This window comes from Actinoallomurus sp. CA-142502 (assembly GCF_050936355.1).
In the GTDB taxonomy this organism is placed as follows: Bacteria; Actinomycetota; Actinomycetes; order Streptosporangiales; family Streptosporangiaceae; genus Actinoallomurus; species Actinoallomurus iriomotensis.
On record NZ_JBNJMY010000001.1, the window covers coordinates 6797236 to 6812076 of the forward strand.

General features: G+C 73.7%; 14 protein-coding genes. 8 read left to right on the plus strand and 6 right to left on the minus strand.

Annotated elements, in window-relative coordinates:
* Positions 1-89: 89 nt before the first annotated feature.
* The 7 genes from ACQEV1_RS32055 (at position 90) to ACQEV1_RS32085 (ending at position 7739) form a co-directional block, all read left to right on the plus strand.
* Positions 90-1658, plus strand: a complete 1569-nt coding sequence (locus ACQEV1_RS32055; RefSeq protein WP_433398417.1) for an N-acyl-D-amino-acid deacylase family protein — start codon at positions 90-92, stop codon at positions 1656-1658.
* An 11-nt stretch (positions 1659-1669) separates the two neighbouring features.
* Entirely contained in the window at positions 1670-3091 is a 1422-nt protein-coding gene (locus ACQEV1_RS32060; protein ID WP_285623040.1) for a TRAP transporter large permease subunit, read from the plus strand.
* On the plus strand, positions 3088-3822 hold the full coding sequence (locus ACQEV1_RS32065; RefSeq protein WP_433398420.1) for a serine hydrolase: 735 nt from the start codon (positions 3088-3090) through the stop codon (positions 3820-3822). The genes ACQEV1_RS32060 and ACQEV1_RS32065 overlap by 4 nt, the downstream gene beginning before the upstream one ends.
* A gap of 147 nt (positions 3823-3969) precedes the next feature.
* The gene (locus tag ACQEV1_RS32070) at positions 3970-4995 is read left to right on the plus strand and encodes an alpha/beta hydrolase-fold protein (protein ID WP_285623044.1); all 1026 of its coding nucleotides are present in this window, start codon (positions 3970-3972) and stop codon (positions 4993-4995) included.
* Positions 4992-6200: an alpha/beta hydrolase gene (locus ACQEV1_RS32075; RefSeq protein ID WP_433398422.1), complete on the plus strand. Its 1209-nt coding sequence runs from the start codon at positions 4992-4994 to the stop codon at positions 6198-6200. Before ACQEV1_RS32070 ends, ACQEV1_RS32075 begins: the two co-directional genes overlap by 4 nt.
* Positions 6201-6516: 316 nt before the next feature.
* The gene (locus ACQEV1_RS32080; RefSeq protein WP_433398424.1) at positions 6517-6855 is read left to right on the plus strand and encodes a hypothetical protein; all 339 of its coding nucleotides are present in this window, start codon (positions 6517-6519) and stop codon (positions 6853-6855) included.
* A gap of 11 nt (positions 6856-6866) precedes the next feature.
* Positions 6867-7739 carry a DMT family transporter gene (locus ACQEV1_RS32085; protein ID WP_433398426.1) on the plus strand — a complete coding sequence of 291 codons (873 nt, stop codon included), beginning with the start codon at positions 6867-6869 and terminating at the stop codon, positions 7737-7739.
* Here the strand turns inward: ACQEV1_RS32085 and ACQEV1_RS32090 are convergent.
* The 6 genes from ACQEV1_RS32090 to ACQEV1_RS32115 all read right to left on the minus strand — a co-directional run bounded on the left by ACQEV1_RS32090 (position 7719) and on the right by ACQEV1_RS32115 (position 13754).
* Complete coding sequence (locus tag ACQEV1_RS32090; protein WP_433406021.1) at positions 7719-8825, minus strand: glycosyltransferase; 1107 nt, start codon at positions 8823-8825, stop codon at positions 7719-7721. The two genes, ACQEV1_RS32085 and ACQEV1_RS32090, sit on opposite strands and share 21 nt — an antisense overlap.
* 5 nt (positions 8826-8830) lie before the next feature.
* Positions 8831-9610, minus strand: coding sequence for a DUF2334 domain-containing protein (locus tag ACQEV1_RS32095; RefSeq protein WP_433398428.1), 780 nt, complete (start codon positions 9608-9610; stop codon positions 8831-8833).
* 130 nt (positions 9611-9740) lie between these two features.
* On the minus strand, positions 9741-10523 hold the full coding sequence (locus ACQEV1_RS32100) for an IclR family transcriptional regulator (protein WP_433398430.1): 783 nt from the start codon (positions 10521-10523) through the stop codon (positions 9741-9743).
* A 45-nt stretch (positions 10524-10568) separates the two neighbouring features.
* Entirely contained in the window at positions 10569-12206 is a 1638-nt protein-coding gene (locus tag ACQEV1_RS32105) for an FAD-binding protein (protein WP_433398432.1), read from the minus strand.
* 5 nt (positions 12207-12211) lie between these two features.
* A complete protein-coding gene (locus ACQEV1_RS32110; protein WP_285623074.1) occupies positions 12212-12634 on the minus strand; it encodes an Ohr family peroxiredoxin in 423 nt (140 codons plus the stop codon).
* A 19-nt stretch (positions 12635-12653) separates the two neighbouring features.
* On the minus strand, positions 12654-13754 hold the full coding sequence (locus ACQEV1_RS32115) for a cyclase family protein (RefSeq protein ID WP_433398434.1): 1101 nt from the start codon (positions 13752-13754) through the stop codon (positions 12654-12656).
* 219 nt (positions 13755-13973) lie between these two features.
* Between ACQEV1_RS32115 and ACQEV1_RS32120 the strand changes: the two genes are divergently transcribed.
* The gene (locus ACQEV1_RS32120) at positions 13974-14840 is read left to right on the plus strand and encodes an isocitrate lyase/PEP mutase family protein (RefSeq protein ID WP_433398436.1); all 867 of its coding nucleotides are present in this window, start codon (positions 13974-13976) and stop codon (positions 14838-14840) included.
* Position 14841: the final 1 nt, after the last annotated feature.

Sequence of the window (14841 nt, forward strand, 5' to 3'; positions counted from 1 at the left end):
TAACTGTTTGCCCTAAAACAGCTTTTCGGGCAGGCAACGACGGCGAGGTCACCCCCCTGCCTGACCAGACCGGAGGTTGTTACCGCACGATGCCCGAACTCGACCTTGTCATCGCCGGCGGAAGCGTGCTGGACGGCACCGGAGCGGAGGCCGCGCCGGCCGACATCGGCATCGAGGGCGACCGGATCACCGCCGTCGCGGCGCCCGGAACCCTGTCCGGCGCCGACACCCTGGACGCGACCGGCCAGGTGGTGACGCCCGGCTTCATCGATCTGCACTCCCACTCCGACTTCTCCCTCCCGGCGCACCCCGCCGCGGACACCTGCCTCTTCCAGGGCGTCACGACGCTCGTCGGCGGCAACTGCGGCTTCTCCCCGTTTCCGGTCGCCGACACGGAACGGCTGCGCCGGGCCGCGGCGTTCATGGGCCGCGAGGAACTGGCGTGGGACTGGACCGGCTTCCACGGCTACGCCGACTCCGTCGAGCAGACCGCCCCGGCCGTCAACCTCGCGGCCCAGGTCGGGTTGAACGCGCTGCGCATCGCCACCGTCGGCGACGACGAGCGGGCGGCGTCGCCGGACGAGCTCGCGGCGATGCGCCGGCTGATCGAACGCGCCGCCGAAGAGGGCGTGGTGGGCTTCTCCACCGGCCTCATCTACGCTCCCGGGACCTACGCGCCACCGGCCGAGGTGACCGAGCTGGCGCGCACCGCGGCGCGGCTCGGTCTGCTCTACTCCACCCACATGCGCGACGAGGCCGACCGGCTGATCGACGCCGTCACCGAGGCGCTGACCACGGCGCGCGAGTCCGGCGTGCGCCTGGAGATCTCCCACCTCAAGGCGATGGGACGGGAGAACCACGGGAAGGTGCACGAGGCGCTGCGGCTGATCGACGAGGCCCGCGCGGACGGCGTCGACGTCACGGCGGACGTCTACCCCTACACCGCCTCCTCCACGACGCTGACCTCGCGGCTGCCGGGCTGGGCGCTCGACGGCGGCGTGGACCGGTTGCTGGAGCGGCTCGCGGACACGGAGGTCAGGCGCCGCATCGCCGCCGAGGCCCGGATCGACCCCGACGCCATCGTCCTCGCGCAGCTGCCACCGGGCCCGTACTCGGACTGGATCGGCCGGAGCCTCACCGAGCTCGGCGCCGAACTCGGCCTGGGCGGGGCCGAGACCGCCCTGGAGGTCCTCGCCGCGCACAACGGCTCGGCCGGCATCGTCAACCACGCGATGGCCGAGGACGACATGCGCGCGGTGCTGTCGCATCCGCAGGTCAGCGTCGCCAGCGACGGATGGACCCTCCGTCCCTCCGGTACTGGCCGGCCGCACCCCCGCAGCTTCGGCACGTTCGCCCGCGTGCTCGGGCGCTACGCGGGTGACTCGCGGCTGCTCACGCTCGCCGACGCCGTACGGAAGATGACCTGGCTGCCCGCGTCGCGGGCCGGGCTGACCGACCGTGGCCGGATCCGCGAGGGGCTGGCCGCCGACCTCGTCGTCCTGGACCCCGGCACGGTCCGGGACACCTCCACCTTCGACGACCCGTGGAACCTGGCGACGGGCGTACGCCACGTCGTCGTGAACGGCACCCCGGCGCTGCGCGACGCGGCCCTGACCGGAAACCGTCCCGGACGCGTGCTCCGGCGACCCAGGCCCTGAGGAGTCCCCCGATGAGTACGACCACTCCCGCCGAGAACACGGCGGCGGCCCCGGAGAAACGTGACCGGCGCCTGCCGATGATCGCCACCGGAGCGTTCGCGGTCGCGCTGGTGATCGGCATCGTGATCGCCGTGGGCGGCGCCAAGGCCGGGCTGTGGGGCCTGATCCCGATCTTCCTCTACGCGGTGCTCGCGCTCTTCGGCGTGGACGTGGTGCTCGCGACCGCCGGCGCGCTCATCGTCGCCGCGGTGATGACCCGGACCGGCCCGATCCCCCTCGGCGCCCAGATGGCGACGTCGCTCGGGTCGCTGGTCGCGGTCATCGGCGTGATCATTCTGCTCGGTTCGGCGCTCGGGCAGGTGACGCAGGAGACGGGCGCGGCGCAGGCGCTGATCAAATTCGTGATGGGCCGGATCGGGCTCAACACGCGCACGCGCGTGCAGATCGGCGTCATGGTCTCCTCGCTGATCATCGTCGGCGCGCTGGGCACGCTGGCCGGCGGTAACGCGATCCTGGCGCCGATCATCATCCCGATCGCGGCGCGCACCGGCTGGCGCCCGCCGGCGGTGGCGGCGATGCTGCACGCGGCCGGCGCGGCGGGCCTGATGACCGGCCCGTTCACGCCGCCCGTCGTGACGATCATGGCGGCGACGAAGCTGAGCTACGGCACCTACCTGCTCCACGCGGGCCTGCCGGTCGCGGCCGTGACGATCGTGACGGGCTTCTTCATGGCGCGCTGGATCCAGCGCCACACCGACCAGGAGTACACCGCCGCCGACGCGGCCGACAACACGGCCGAGACCGAACGCCCCGGCGCCCGCCGGGCCGCGCTGGTCCTGGCGCTCGTGCTGCTCGCCCTGGCGATCTACGGCATCGCCGAGAAGGCCGCCTACTCGTACGCCCTGGTCGTCATGATCGTCACCGCCGTCGCGACCGGGCTGGCCGGCGGGCTGGCGCCCAAGAAGATCCTGGACGCGATGTACACCGGAGCGGCGCGGCTGATCTGGCTGTTCCTGCTGTTCTGGATGCTCGATCCGATGCTCACGCTGATCGGGAAGACCGGCGCCTTCGACGCGGTCTTCGCCGACCTGAAGCCGGTGCTCTCCCACGCCGGGCCGTGGGTGTTCCTGATGCTCGTCGTCTTCCTCGGCTACCTCCACGCGGTACCGGGCGCCGCCGTCGCCCAGGTGGTTCTGGTCAACAAGTTGTTCGGCCCGGTGGGCGCGGCGCTCGGCGTCGCCCCGGCGGTGTGGGCGGTGGCGCTGCTCGGCACCTCCCAGGTCGACCAGCTCGGCCCGCTGCCGGGCGCCGACATGATCGGGCAGATGGGCCTGGCGCGCTCGTCCAGCCTTCGCATGATGCTGTTCAACGGCTGGGCGATCATCGTCACTAACACGGCGCTGTTCGCCCTGCTCTTCCTGGTCCTGACGTGAGTCTTCGCGCGTCGCTGGCCGAGCTGGCCCGGCCGGCCGACGGCCGGGTGGGCGTCGTCGTCCGCCCGCTCGACGGCGCCGGAGAGACGATCGAGGTCGCGGCGGACCACCGGTTCACGGCGGCGTCATTGATCAAGCTGCCGATCCTGGCCGCCGCGCTCGATTCAGGCGTGCCGCTCGACGAGCGCCTCCCCGTACGGCCCGCCGTCCCGGGCTCCGGCGTGCTGGCCCACCTGGCCGACGTCGGTGACATGAGCGTCCGCGACCTGCTCACCCTGATGATCGCCGTCAGCGACAACACGGCGACGAACGTGCTCATCGACCGGATCGGCCGGGACGAGGTCAACGCCTGGTGCGCGCGCCACGGCCTGACCGCCACCGTGCTGGCCCGGCACATGATGGACTTCGAGGCGCGCGCCCGTGGCCTGAACAACCTGACCAGCGCCGCCGACGTCGCGACGGCGCTGTCCCGGCTCGCGGACTCTCCGTTCGCGGTGCGGGCGCTGGAGGCGCAGCAGTTCAACGACCGGCTGCCGCGTCACCTGCCGACCGGGTTCCGCCTCGCGCACAAGACCGGCGAGCTGACCGGCGTCCGCCACGACGCCGGTATCGTCTATCCGCCCGCCGGCCCTCCGGTGGTCGTCGCGGCGCTGACCGAGGGCGTCGCCGACGGCGCCGGCCTCATCGCCGAATGCGGCCGGCTGGTCTTCTCCGCCCTCACCCGCTCGTGACGCGCGAAGGTAAATGCGGCCTAACTCCACGCTGAGGATCCTCTGACCCGCGCTCTCCTACTGTGGCGGCACGTACTCGCCAAGGGGGGAGCCGAGCATGTCCACCCGTGACCTCTCGCCCGGCAGGGATGACCGCGCGGCTCGCCGATGGGGCTGACCGGAGCCGGTTTCGTCGGGACGCTGATGGTCGTCGCGCTGGCCGCGGTGACCGCCTGCGTATGGCTTCTGCCCAGGTACTCCGGCGCCGGCCGCGCGCAGGTCGCGGCGCGCACGGGACTGCTGGCGGGCGGCCAGGCCGTGCTGCTGCTGGCTTTGCTCGTACTGATCAACTCCGGCATGCAGTTCTACTCGTCCTGGCGTGACCTGTTCGGGATGAACACCGGTACGGTGCGCGTCTCCGACCAGCGGCCCGGACCCGTCCCCGTCGCCGCGCCGTCGGTGAAGCCGTCGCGGGACGCCCTCACCCGCCGGCTGCCGGCCGCCGACGGGCGGCTGGACACCCTCCGGGTGCGCGGCGCGCGGTCGGGGATCTCCGCCCGCGTGTACGTGTACGTGCCACCGCGGTACGCGAGCGACCGGCAGCGGCGGTTCCCCGCCGTGCTGCTCCTCGACTCTCCGCGCGACGCGATCGTGCGGCGGCGCGTCCCCGCGCTGGCGGCGGCCGAGATCGCCGCCGGGCGGCTGCGGCCGATGCTGATCGTCATCGCGCCGGTCGGAGCCGGATGCGTGGACGCGCCGGGCCGCGCGCAGGGCGAGACGTTCTTCGGCCAGGACCTGCTCGCCACGGTCGGCGCGGCGTACCGCGTGAGCGGTGCCGCGAGCGGCTGGTCGGTCGCCGGAGTGCAGGGGCCGGCGGCGTACTGTGCGGCGCTCCTCGCGATGCGGCACTCCGACCGGTTCGGCTCGGCCGTCTTCACCGCCGCCGCGCTCACGCCTCCGGCGGGCGACCTGTACGGCGGCAGCCGAACCATCCGCGACGAGTACGACCCCCGCTGGCGGCTCCGGCACCGGCCGCCCCCGCCGATCAGCGTCGGCGTCGTCGGGGACGACGGGTTCGCCGCCGGGGTCCGGCCGCCGATGCGCGCCGACCCGCTGCCCCCGGCCGCCTGGCAGAGCCCGCCCACCGTGCTGCGCTGGCTCGGCGCCCACCTCGCCTCCGGGAGCACGTCGTGAGGCTCACCGGCGTTCCCCTGCAGATCACGGTCGTCGTCGTCGCGCTGGCCGCGATCGTCGCGACGGTACGGCTCGCGCCCCGGGTGGCGGGCGGGCGCGCCATGGACGTGCTGGCCCGGCTCGGCCTCATCCTCGGCTGCCAGCTCTGCGTGGTCCTGGCCGTGCTGGACGTGGCGAACGCCTCCTTCGACTTCTACGGCTCGTGGGGCGATCTCGTCGGCGTCCGCGCCAAGACCCGGAATCTCGCCGTTCCCCCGGCGAACGCCTCGGCCGCGAACCGGAGCGCGCTGGTCACCCCGGACCCGACCGCTCCCCGGTACCGGCTTCCCGCCGGGCAGGGCCGCATCGACTCCGTCGTCATCCACGGGACGCGTACGCTGATCAACGAGCGTGCGTTCGTCTACCTGCCGCAGCAGTACTTCGCGGCGTCGGACCGGACGCGCTTCCCGGTGCTCGTGGCCTTCACCGGGTACCCGGGCGACGCCCAGAACCTGATCACCCACCTGGGGCTGCCGAGGACGGTCGCGCAGGAGGTCGCCGCGGGGCGGATGCCGCCGACGATCGTCGTCATGCTCCGCTCGACGGTCGCGCCGCCGCGCGACACCGAGTGCACCGACATCCCGCACGGCCCGCAGGCCGAGACGTTCTTCGCCCAGGACGTACCGGTCGCCCTCGCCTCGGCGTACCGCACCGCCGACCGGGCGGCCGGCTGGGGCGCGATGGGCGACTCCACCGGCGGGTACTGCGCGGCCAAGCTCGTGATGCGGAACTCCGACCGGTACTCCGCCGGTATCTCTCTCGCGGGCTACTACCACGCGCTCCAGGACTTCACCACCGGCGACCTCTACGGCCGCAGCAAGGCGTACCGCGACGAGAACGACCTGCTCTGGCGGCTGCGGCACCTGCCCTCTCCCCCGGTCAGCATCCTGCTGACCACCAGCCGCGTGGGAGAGAAGGACTACGCGCAGACCCGGCGGTTCCTCGCTCTGGCCCGCCCGCCGATGCGCGTCGCCTCCATCACGCTTCCGTTCGGCGGCCACCACTTCAGCACGTGGCGGCGTGAGCTGCCGCCGGCCCTGCAGTGGCTCGGCGCCCGGCTGGCGGGCGGAACACCGACCGGTTCCTTCACCGGCAGGCCGACGGGCCCGGGGACGAGTGGGGCCCCCGGGCCCGGCGGCCGATCTCTCAGCGTCGGGAGACGGTGATCGTGAATCCGGTCCGAACCCGCCCGCGGACACGGTGACGACCGCGGTCCCCGCACGGATGGCGTGGAGCGAGCCCTCTCCCTCGGACAGGCCCGTCAGGTGCTGCTTGACGTCCGTGTCACCGGCCACGCCGCCGAGCGCCACGGCCGGTTCGCCGGAGACCTTCACCCCGGCGCGTTGACGAGCGTCCTTCTCCGGCGGGAGTTCGCGGCCTGTTCACTCGCGGGTTCGTGCGCCGAAAGGAAAGTCCGACCCGCACAACACCGATGCCGACGACCGTGGCAACCGATCCGATTACGCGAGCGAAAGAACGATCATGAAACTGAGAGTCGTGGTCGGACGGTACGCCGGCGGCATCTCGACGGCACGGGCCCACGGTGTCGCCGTCACCGAGTTCCCCACCACGGTGGCAGCGGCACGCGCCGTCCGCGACCTCGGCCCGCACATCATCGCGCGGGCCCCGAACGTGCCGCGCGGCGGCTCACACTCGGGCAACGTGTCCGCCACCGAGCTGGTCGGCGGGCTGACCGGCGACTACCCACCGCCGGCCGCCGCCGTTCTGCTCGCCGGACGCGGCCTGGTCGACCCGCCCGACGAGCTCGCCGACGCCCTCCGTGTCGCGCACGCGGACGCGGGCGATCCGGTGGGTCGGTAGTTCCGCGCGCCGTGGCGGGGTCGAGCGTTCCACTGGCGTTGCTCAGCGCGATGCTTTTCGCCGTGTCCGCCGCGCTGCAACAGCACGCGGCGCGGCGTACGGCCGCCGGGCCGGCGCCGCCCGGGGTCCCGGCGCTGCTGGCCGGGGTCGCGCGCGAGCCGCTGTGGTGGTGGGGCTGGTCGGCGGGCGCCGCCGGGTTCTGCGCCCAGGCGCTGGCCCTGCGTCTGGGGTCCATCGTCGTCGTGCAGGCGCTCAACGTCACCCAGTTGCTGTTCGCCCTGCCGCTCGCAGCGGCGCTCACCGGCCGCCGGCCGCTGCGCCGTGACTGGTGGGGAGCGGCGGCGGTCTGCGCCGGGCTGATCCTGCTGGTGACCGTGCGCGGCGGGGTGGAACCGGCCGCCGGACATCGGTCGCGGACCTGGCTCGTGGTCGTCGTGTCGGCCGGGATCCTCGCGTCCCTGCTGGTCCTCGCCCGCCGGCTCCGGCCGTGTCCGCAGGCCCGTACCGTCGCGCTCGCCGTCGCCTCCGGGATCTGCTTCTGCATGACCGCGGTGTTCCTGGTGTTCGCCGGCGAGGAGGTGTCCCGGCACGGCCTGCTCGCCGGCGCCTTCGGCCCGCCGACCGCCGGGCTGGTGGTCTCGACGGCCGCCGGAACGGTCCTGGTGCAGAACGCCTTCGCCGGCGGTTCCCTGCCCACCGCGCTCACCGCGATGACCATCACCGATCCGGTGGCGAGCTGGATCGCCGGCGTGGTGGTGTTCGGCGGCCGGCCCGCCGTCGGCGCGGGCGCGCTGGGGGCGGGCGTGCTCGTCGCGGCGGGGGTGGCGCTGCTGGCCTCCTCCCCGACGTCGCACGACCAGCGGCTACCGCCGAGCCGAGCGTGAGCCGATCGTCTCGTACCGGTGGACCAGCGCGGCGACGGTGTCGGTCCACGGGTAGCGTTCGGCCGCAGCCCGCGCGGCGGCGCGCCGCAGGCGTTCGGGCACCTCGAGCAGATCGCGTACGGCGTCGGCCATGCCGGCGGGCGTCTCGTCGCTCACCACGCCCGAGCCGGGACCGCCGAGCAGCTCGCGTGCCGCGCCGGCCGCCGGCACCACGACCGGCGTGCCGCACGCCAGCGCCTCGAGAGTCGCCAGCCCGAAGGTCTCCGCCGGCGAGGGGAACAGCGCCACATCGGCGCTCGCGACCCGGCCGGCCACGTCACGCCGGTCGCCGAGGTGCCCGAGGAACGTGACGGGAAGCCCGCGGGCACGGCGCCGCAGTCGATCGCCGTCCGGGCCGTCGCCGATCACGGTCAGCTCGGCCGCCGTTCCCCGCTCGCCCAGGACGCGCAGGCAGTCGATCGCGCGCTCCGGGCGTTTCTCCCGCGACAGGCGGGTGACGGTGACCAGGCGCACCGCCCGGTCGCCCGCCGAGGCGCGGGACATCGGCCGGAACGTCTCGAGGTCGACGCCCAGCGGGATCCGCCGTACGTTGCGCGCGCCGACCCGGTCGAACTCGGCGCGGGAGAAGCCCGAGGTGACGATGACCTCGTCGGCGAGGCGAGCGAGGCGGCGGTTGACGGTGTCCGTGGCGGCCCGCAGGGGGAACCAGCGCGGCACCCGCGAGTACAGGATCGCGTCGAGACGTTCGTGGGAGAACAGCACCAGCGGCACCCCGCGGCGGCGGCTCCAGCGGGCCAGCCACAGCAGGCTGGTCTTGTCGCTCACCTCCAGCACGTCCGGCGGGCGCGCGTCCAGCAGCCGTCGTACGCGCCGCCGGCCGGTCAGGACCCGGTAGTTCCCGAGCCCGGGAAGGCTCAGGCCGCGTACGGTGACGCGCTGCCCGGAGGGCGTCTGCTCGACCGAGCCGGTGCGCCCCGGCACGATGAGGATCCGCTCGTGCCCGTACCGGCCGAAGCCCCGGCCGGTCTCGTCGAGCGCGACGCGCAGGCCGCCCGACGTCGGAGCGTAGAAGTTGGCGACCTGCACGATTCTCAATGCGACCCCGCGGTGTCCGGCACCACGTCCGAGTACGTGACCGCCCGCCCGCCGGCCGCCAGCACCGTCTCGATCGCGCGCAGCGCGGCGTCCCGGAGTCCGGGCCGGGCCAGGTCGTCGGGGTGCAGCGCGACCCGTATCAGGCCGCCGCGGCCGGCGTTCCACCGCGCCCAGCGTTCCATCGTCGCGGCGCCCAGCCGCTCTCCCGTGCCGCCGGGCCGGTGAGAGAGGGCGAATCCGCGCCGCATCCGCCCACTCCGCAGGTCGAGCACGCCGAGGTGCGAGGTGGTGTAGTGGAATCCGGCCCGGGCGAGCGCCCGATCGGTCGCGGCGGAGGCCAGCCAGCCGGGCGGGGTGAAGCCCCGTACGGACAGGCCGAGCTCTGCCAGCACCGCGCGGCCGCGCGCCAGCCGGTCGGCCGCCTGCGCCTCGTCGAGCGCGGCGAACTCGGCCGCTCCCCGGGCCACGAGCCGGCCCAGCAGCCGGCGCGGCGGCGATCCCTCCGGTCCGGCGCGGTGGGTCCAGCCGTGCAGCACGAGCTCGTCGCCGCGTGCCGCCCTCGCCCGCAGCACCTCGGCGTACCCCGGCTCGTCGGCGAGAGGGGCACCGCGCCACGGTCCGGGGATGACCAGAAGCGACACCGGGATCCCGAGCGAGTCGGCGTCCGCGCACCAGCGCCGCGTCTGGCCGGCCGTGGCCGGGGCGACGTCGTGGACGCTCACCACCAGCCGCGTCACCCGGTTGCTCGCCGGCCCGTGCGTCTTCGTGTCCCTCATGTCAGGCGGCCCGCACTCGTCACGTTGGCGACCTTCACGAGAGTGATCGTGACCCACCGGGTGCGCATCCCCGGCCACGCCGCGGTACCGCCGCGGCGAACATCAGGCGAACGCCGGTGACCGCCGGGGATCAGTGGCCGAGGCGGGCGGACAGCTCGCGGGCGGACGAGGTGACGGCCTCGATGATCTCCAGCAGGCGGCTGCCGCGGAACCCGTCGTTCACCCCGCCGAGGCTGAGCGTCGCGGCGATCTCGCTCTGCGCGTCGAACACCGGGGCGGCCACCGCGCCGACGCCGTACAGGTAGTCCTCCTCGCTGATCGCGTAGCCGTCGCGGACCACCTTGTCGAGCCGGTCCGTGAGGGTCTGCGCGTCGACCATGGTGTTGGAGGTGTACTGGTCCAGCGTCCGGGCCAGCCAGCGGTCGCGCAGCTCCTCGGAGAAGGCCAGCATCACGACCGGCCCGGCGGCCGTGTGATAGGGCAGCACGGTGCCGACCCCGACCGTGTTGACCCGCACCGGGTTGTTGCCCTGGACCATGTCGACGCAGACGGCGCCCTCCTGGCCGGGGATCATCAGGTACGCCGTGTCGCCGAAGCGGTCGGCGAGGCCGCGCAGGAACGGCACGGCCTCGTCGCGCAGGCTGAGCTCGGCGAGCGCGACCGCGCCGACGCGGAAGGGCCGCATCGTGAGCCGGTACGTGGCGCCGTCACCGCGGGTCAGCCAGCCGGCCCGGATGAGCGTCGAGGCCAGCCGGTGGACCGTGGTCTTGTTCATGCCGGTGGCCGCGGTGAGGTCGGTCAGCGTGAGAGTCGGCTTCTCCCGGGTGAAGCACTCCATGAGCTGACACGCCTTCAACACCGAGACCACCAGGTTCTTGGGGTCGACGGCCGCCGTCCCCTGGTCGCCGGTCATCGACCCTCCCCCGCGTGTTCCGTAATCCGGTCCATATTCCGAATTCTATCGGCGGGCCTGGACCGTCGCGGCCAGCGCGTGTGTCGCCGCCGCATAGGCATAGGTGTAGTTGCGCGCGTTGGCCAGACCGGTGACATAGCCCCTGAGTTCCTTGGTGGCGGCGGCGTTGCCGGTGGCGTACAGGCCGGTCACCGCGCTGCCGTCGCGGCGCCGTACCCGTCCCTGCCCGTCGATCCACAGCCCGAGGGTGCCCATCCCGAAACCGACGATCGACAGCGGCAGAGCATAGTACGGCGGGGTGGCCAGCGGGCCGAGGTTCGGATTGGGCGCCTGGAGCGGATCGCCGTAGGCGCGGCGGATGAACGGCAGGGTGCCGCGGCCGAACTCCGGGTCCTCGCCGCGCGCCGCGCCGTCGTTGTAGGCGGCCACGGTGGCGGCCAGGCCGTCCGGGTCGATCCCGGCGACCTCGGCGAGCTCGCGCACCGAGCCGGCCCGCGCGATCGGGTCGGGCCACGCCTCCCCGGGCCCGTACGGCCCCAGGCGATAGCGGCGGCGGAACTCCTCGTCGGCGACGAACCAGCAGGGGAAGTTGGCCCACCGCTTGTTCCGCCCGTCGTAGCGGCGCAGCGCGCCGATCAGCGCGCCGTAGTAGCTCTCGTCGCCGAACCGCCGTCCGTCGCGGTTGACGATCATCGAGTGCGGCAGCCCCAGGTGTTCCAGCAGCGGCCGGCACAGGGGCACGTCACCGCCGGGGTGGGTCTCGCCGGGGAAGTGGAAGCCGACGCTGAAGAACGGGTCCGCGCCGCGGACGGTGGCCGCGCCGGCCCGCTGCGCCAGCAGCAGGTTGTCGCCCTCCACCACGGGCGGCGCCGACTCGACGAGCGCGGGCACGTCCTCCAGCTCGCAGGCGTCCGGCGCGCAGCCGTACCCGCCGGTGGCGATCAGCACGCCGCGCCGCACGCGGACCGTCGTACGACCGCCGGGCCCGTCCAGGACCGCGCCCGCGACCGCGTCGCCGTCCATCACCAGCCCGGAGACGCGGTGGTGCAGCAGGCAGTCGACGCCGCGTTCGGTGAGCGCGGCCCGTACGAAGGCGGCCGACAGCCCGGAGCCGTGGGTCAAAAGGTCCGTCTCCTCGCCGTGCCGGCGCAGCCGGTCCAGCTCGGCGGGGTCCAGCGCCCGCTCGCGGTAGAGGTCGTCGCGGCTGACCCCGGTCTGGTAGTACGGACTCGGTCGCAGCCGGTCCCGCCAGGCGCCGAGGGTCGCGCCGGGCACGACGCACTCCAGGAGGCGTCCCTCGGCCGTGGAGCCGGGTGCCGGGTGGTAGAGGTCGGGGCAGTTCCGGATCACCTGGAAGGGCACGCCGGCCTCCCGATACCAGCGCGTGGCCTCGACCGCCAGCTCCAGGTAGGCACGGCGCGACGGGCGGTCGACCGGGCGGCCCTCGCCCTGGACGTGGTCGAGATAGGCCTCCGTCGCGGACAGCGAGTCGTCCAGCCCTTCGTCGGCGGCGAGGTCGGTCGCGCCGGCCCAGACGAAGCCTCCGCTGTAGGCGGCCACGCCGCCGACCATGCCGGATCGCTCCACGACCAGCACGTCGGCCCCGAGAGCGTGCGCGCGCACCGCGCCGGCCAGGCCGCCGAGGCCCGCTCCGACGCAGAGGAAGTCGACGACGCGGTCCATGGCTCTCAGCTCTCGATCCGCACGTCCACCGGGATGTTCCCGCGCACCGCCGCGGCGTACGGGCAGACCTGCTCGGCCTCGGCCACGGCGTCGCGCAGTGCGGCGGCGTCCGCCTGCGGCGCGGCGACCGTGAGCCGTACGCCCAGGCGGAACCCGCCCCCGTCGCCCCGGTGCAGGTCGACCTCGCCGCGCGCGGACAACTCGCCGAGCTCCAGCCGGCGCCGCCGGCCCACCGCCGCGACGCTGCTGAGGAAGCAGGCGGCGAACCCGGCCGCGAACAGCTGCTCGGGGTTGGTGCCGGCCCCGTCGCCGCCCAGTTCCTTCGGCGCGGCGAGGGTGATGTCCAGGACACCGTCCGCGCTGCGGGCGGAGCCGGCGCGGCCGTGGGCGACGTCCACGAGGGCGGTGTAGAGGGGTGCGTCGGACATGGTCCTCCTTGCTGGCCGTTCAGATGACGGCGACAGGGGTGATGGGTGAACCCGTCCCGCCGGGCACGGCCAGCGGAGCGAGGATGAGCATGAAGTCGTCGCGCCCCTCGGCGGCCAGCGTCTCGGCGAGAGCGTCGAGCGCCATGCTGTGCACGAGGTGCACGCCGAGGTAGACGAGGGCGAGAACATGCACCGGGAGCCGGCAGTCGTCGACCGGCACGGGAAAGGCGTCCCCCGGCCCGTCGGTCCCGACCAGCGCGGCGTCCCGCTCGTGCACGAACCGCAGCGCGTCCGGATGCAGTCCGGACAACCGCCCGTACCGCCCACCCGACCCGGAAGCGGAGCCGGACACGGGCGCGGTACCGGGCACCGAACCGGACGCGAAACCGGCCCCGGACGCGAGCGCCGACTCCGGCGCAGAGCCAGACGCGGCACCGGAAACCGACCCGGGCACGGCACCGGAAACCGACCCGGGCGCGGAGGCGGACACCGACCCGGACGCGAATGAGGAGCGGGCGGTGGGGGCCGAGCCGGGCTCGGGTGTCGTTGCCGACCATCGGCCGGTGCGTACGATCAGGGCGTCTCCCGGGGCGAGGCTCGGTGCCGCCGCGGCGAGTTCGTCGTGACCCACCGCGGTGCCGGGCGGCAGGTGGTCGACCCCGCGCAGCCGGGGGATGTCGGCCAGTACGGCCCGGGTCACCACCGGGACGGCGGTCGTGATGTCGCAGGCGCTGACGCCCTCGGGTCCGGCCATCTCCCTGAAGTCGCGGTCCCCGTAGCCGCGTCCGCGGTGCGCGATGTGGCTCAGCGCGTCCATGTGGGTGATCTCCAGGCCGTGGCACTCCGAGCGCACCCGGTCGCTCGCGGCCTGGACGTCGCCGCCCGCGTTGGAGCCCCACCAGGTGATCATCCGGTGGTCGAAGGCACTCTCGCCGGCCCGCGGATAGTACGGCGGGAGGCCGTTGCGCAGCGGGCGGGCGAGGGAGAGTGCCCGGCCGCTGCGCACGAGCGCCGCCGCGGCGCGGATCCGTTCGGCGTCGATGAGGTTGAGCGCGCCTCGCTCGTCGGCCTCGCCCCACCGGCCCCAGTTGCCGCCGACGCCGGGCCAGAACGTGTCCATCGAACTCCTCCAGCCGGGCCGCCACGAACAGGTCAGTGAAAGTAGTTCCGGATGACGGACTATCACACGAGACCGCGACACCGGTCAAGACCATCGCCGCAGACCCTTCTGACCAGCAATCCGGGTCGAATGTTTCGGCACCGTGAACCTATTGACAGCCCATAGGGCGAAACCTAGTGTCTCCTCCGAAATCTATTCCGTATTCCGGAAAGGGGAAGCATGACAGCGACGCGCCTCCGTGAACTGATGGCCGACGACGTGGTCTTCGCCCCGGGTGTGTGGGACGGTCTGACCGCACGCCTCGCCGAGCAGGCCGGCTTCCGCGCCCTGTGCGCCTCGGGCTTCGCGATCTCCGCCGCGCTCGGCCTGCCCGACGCCGAGCTGTACACGATGTCGGAGAACCTCGACGCGGTGCGCCGGATCATCGAGGCAAGCGACCTCCCAGTGATCGCCGACATCGACACCGGCTACGGGAACGCCGTCAACGCCGCCCGTACCGCACGCCGGTTCGCCGACGCGGGCGTCGCCGCGGTCTTCATGGAGGATCAGGAGTCGCCCAAACGCTGCCCGATCTGCGTCGGCGACCCGGTCCCGGTGATCAGTCTGGAGGAGGCCACCGGGAAGATCCGCGCGGTGCGCGACGCCGTCGGCGACCGCCTCATCGTGATCGCCAGGACCGACGCCGCCGGCGAGGAGGCCCTGGCCCGCGCGGAGGCGTACGTCGCCGCGGGCGCCGAGATGATCATGCCGGTCACCAAGACGTTCACCACCGTCGAAGAGTGGGCCGGGTGCCACAAGCGGGTCGGCGTCCCGCTGATGGCCACGCTCACGGCCTCCACCTGGGTGGAACGCGACTTCACCCCCGAGCTGCTGCGCGAGGTCGGCGTACGACTGGCGCTGCTGCCGACCCAGGTCCTGCTCTCCGCCACCGGCGCCATGCGTGAGACCCTGCGCCGCCTGCGCTCGGGTGAACCGCCCGCCCAGGTCAGCGCGGACGCGCTGCCGCACCACGACTTCGTCGACCTGATCGGCTTCGCCGACGTGGAGAAGGCGCAGGAGAAGTACCTGCCGGCGGCCGGGGCGTGAG

Bases quoted from the DNA above. Each gene is read 5' to 3' on its own strand.
- ACQEV1_RS32110 (WP_285623074.1), bottom strand. From the start codon at position 12,634: ATGTCCGACGCACCCCTCTACACCGCCCTCGTGGACGTCGCCCACGGC.
- ACQEV1_RS32055 (WP_433398417.1), top strand. From the start codon at position 90: ATGCCCGAACTCGACCTTGTCATCGCCGGCGGAAGCGTGCTGGACGGC.
- ACQEV1_RS32095 (WP_433398428.1), bottom strand. From the start codon at position 9,610: ATGAGGGACACGAAGACGCACGGGCCGGCGAGCAACCGGGTGACGCGG.
- ACQEV1_RS32120 (WP_433398436.1), top strand. From the start codon at position 13,974: ATGACAGCGACGCGCCTCCGTGAACTGATGGCCGACGACGTGGTCTTC.
- ACQEV1_RS32105 (WP_433398432.1), bottom strand. From the start codon at position 12,206: ATGGACCGCGTCGTCGACTTCCTCTGCGTCGGAGCGGGCCTCGGCGGC.
- ACQEV1_RS32080 (WP_433398424.1), top strand. From the start codon at position 6,517: ATGAAACTGAGAGTCGTGGTCGGACGGTACGCCGGCGGCATCTCGACG.
- ACQEV1_RS32060 (WP_285623040.1), top strand. From the start codon at position 1,670: ATGAGTACGACCACTCCCGCCGAGAACACGGCGGCGGCCCCGGAGAAA.
- ACQEV1_RS32070 (WP_285623044.1), top strand. From the start codon at position 3,970: ATGGGGCTGACCGGAGCCGGTTTCGTCGGGACGCTGATGGTCGTCGCG.
- ACQEV1_RS32115 (WP_433398434.1), bottom strand. From the start codon at position 13,754: ATGGACACGTTCTGGCCCGGCGTCGGCGGCAACTGGGGCCGGTGGGGC.
- ACQEV1_RS32100 (WP_433398430.1), bottom strand. From the start codon at position 10,523: ATGACCGGCGACCAGGGGACGGCGGCCGTCGACCCCAAGAACCTGGTG.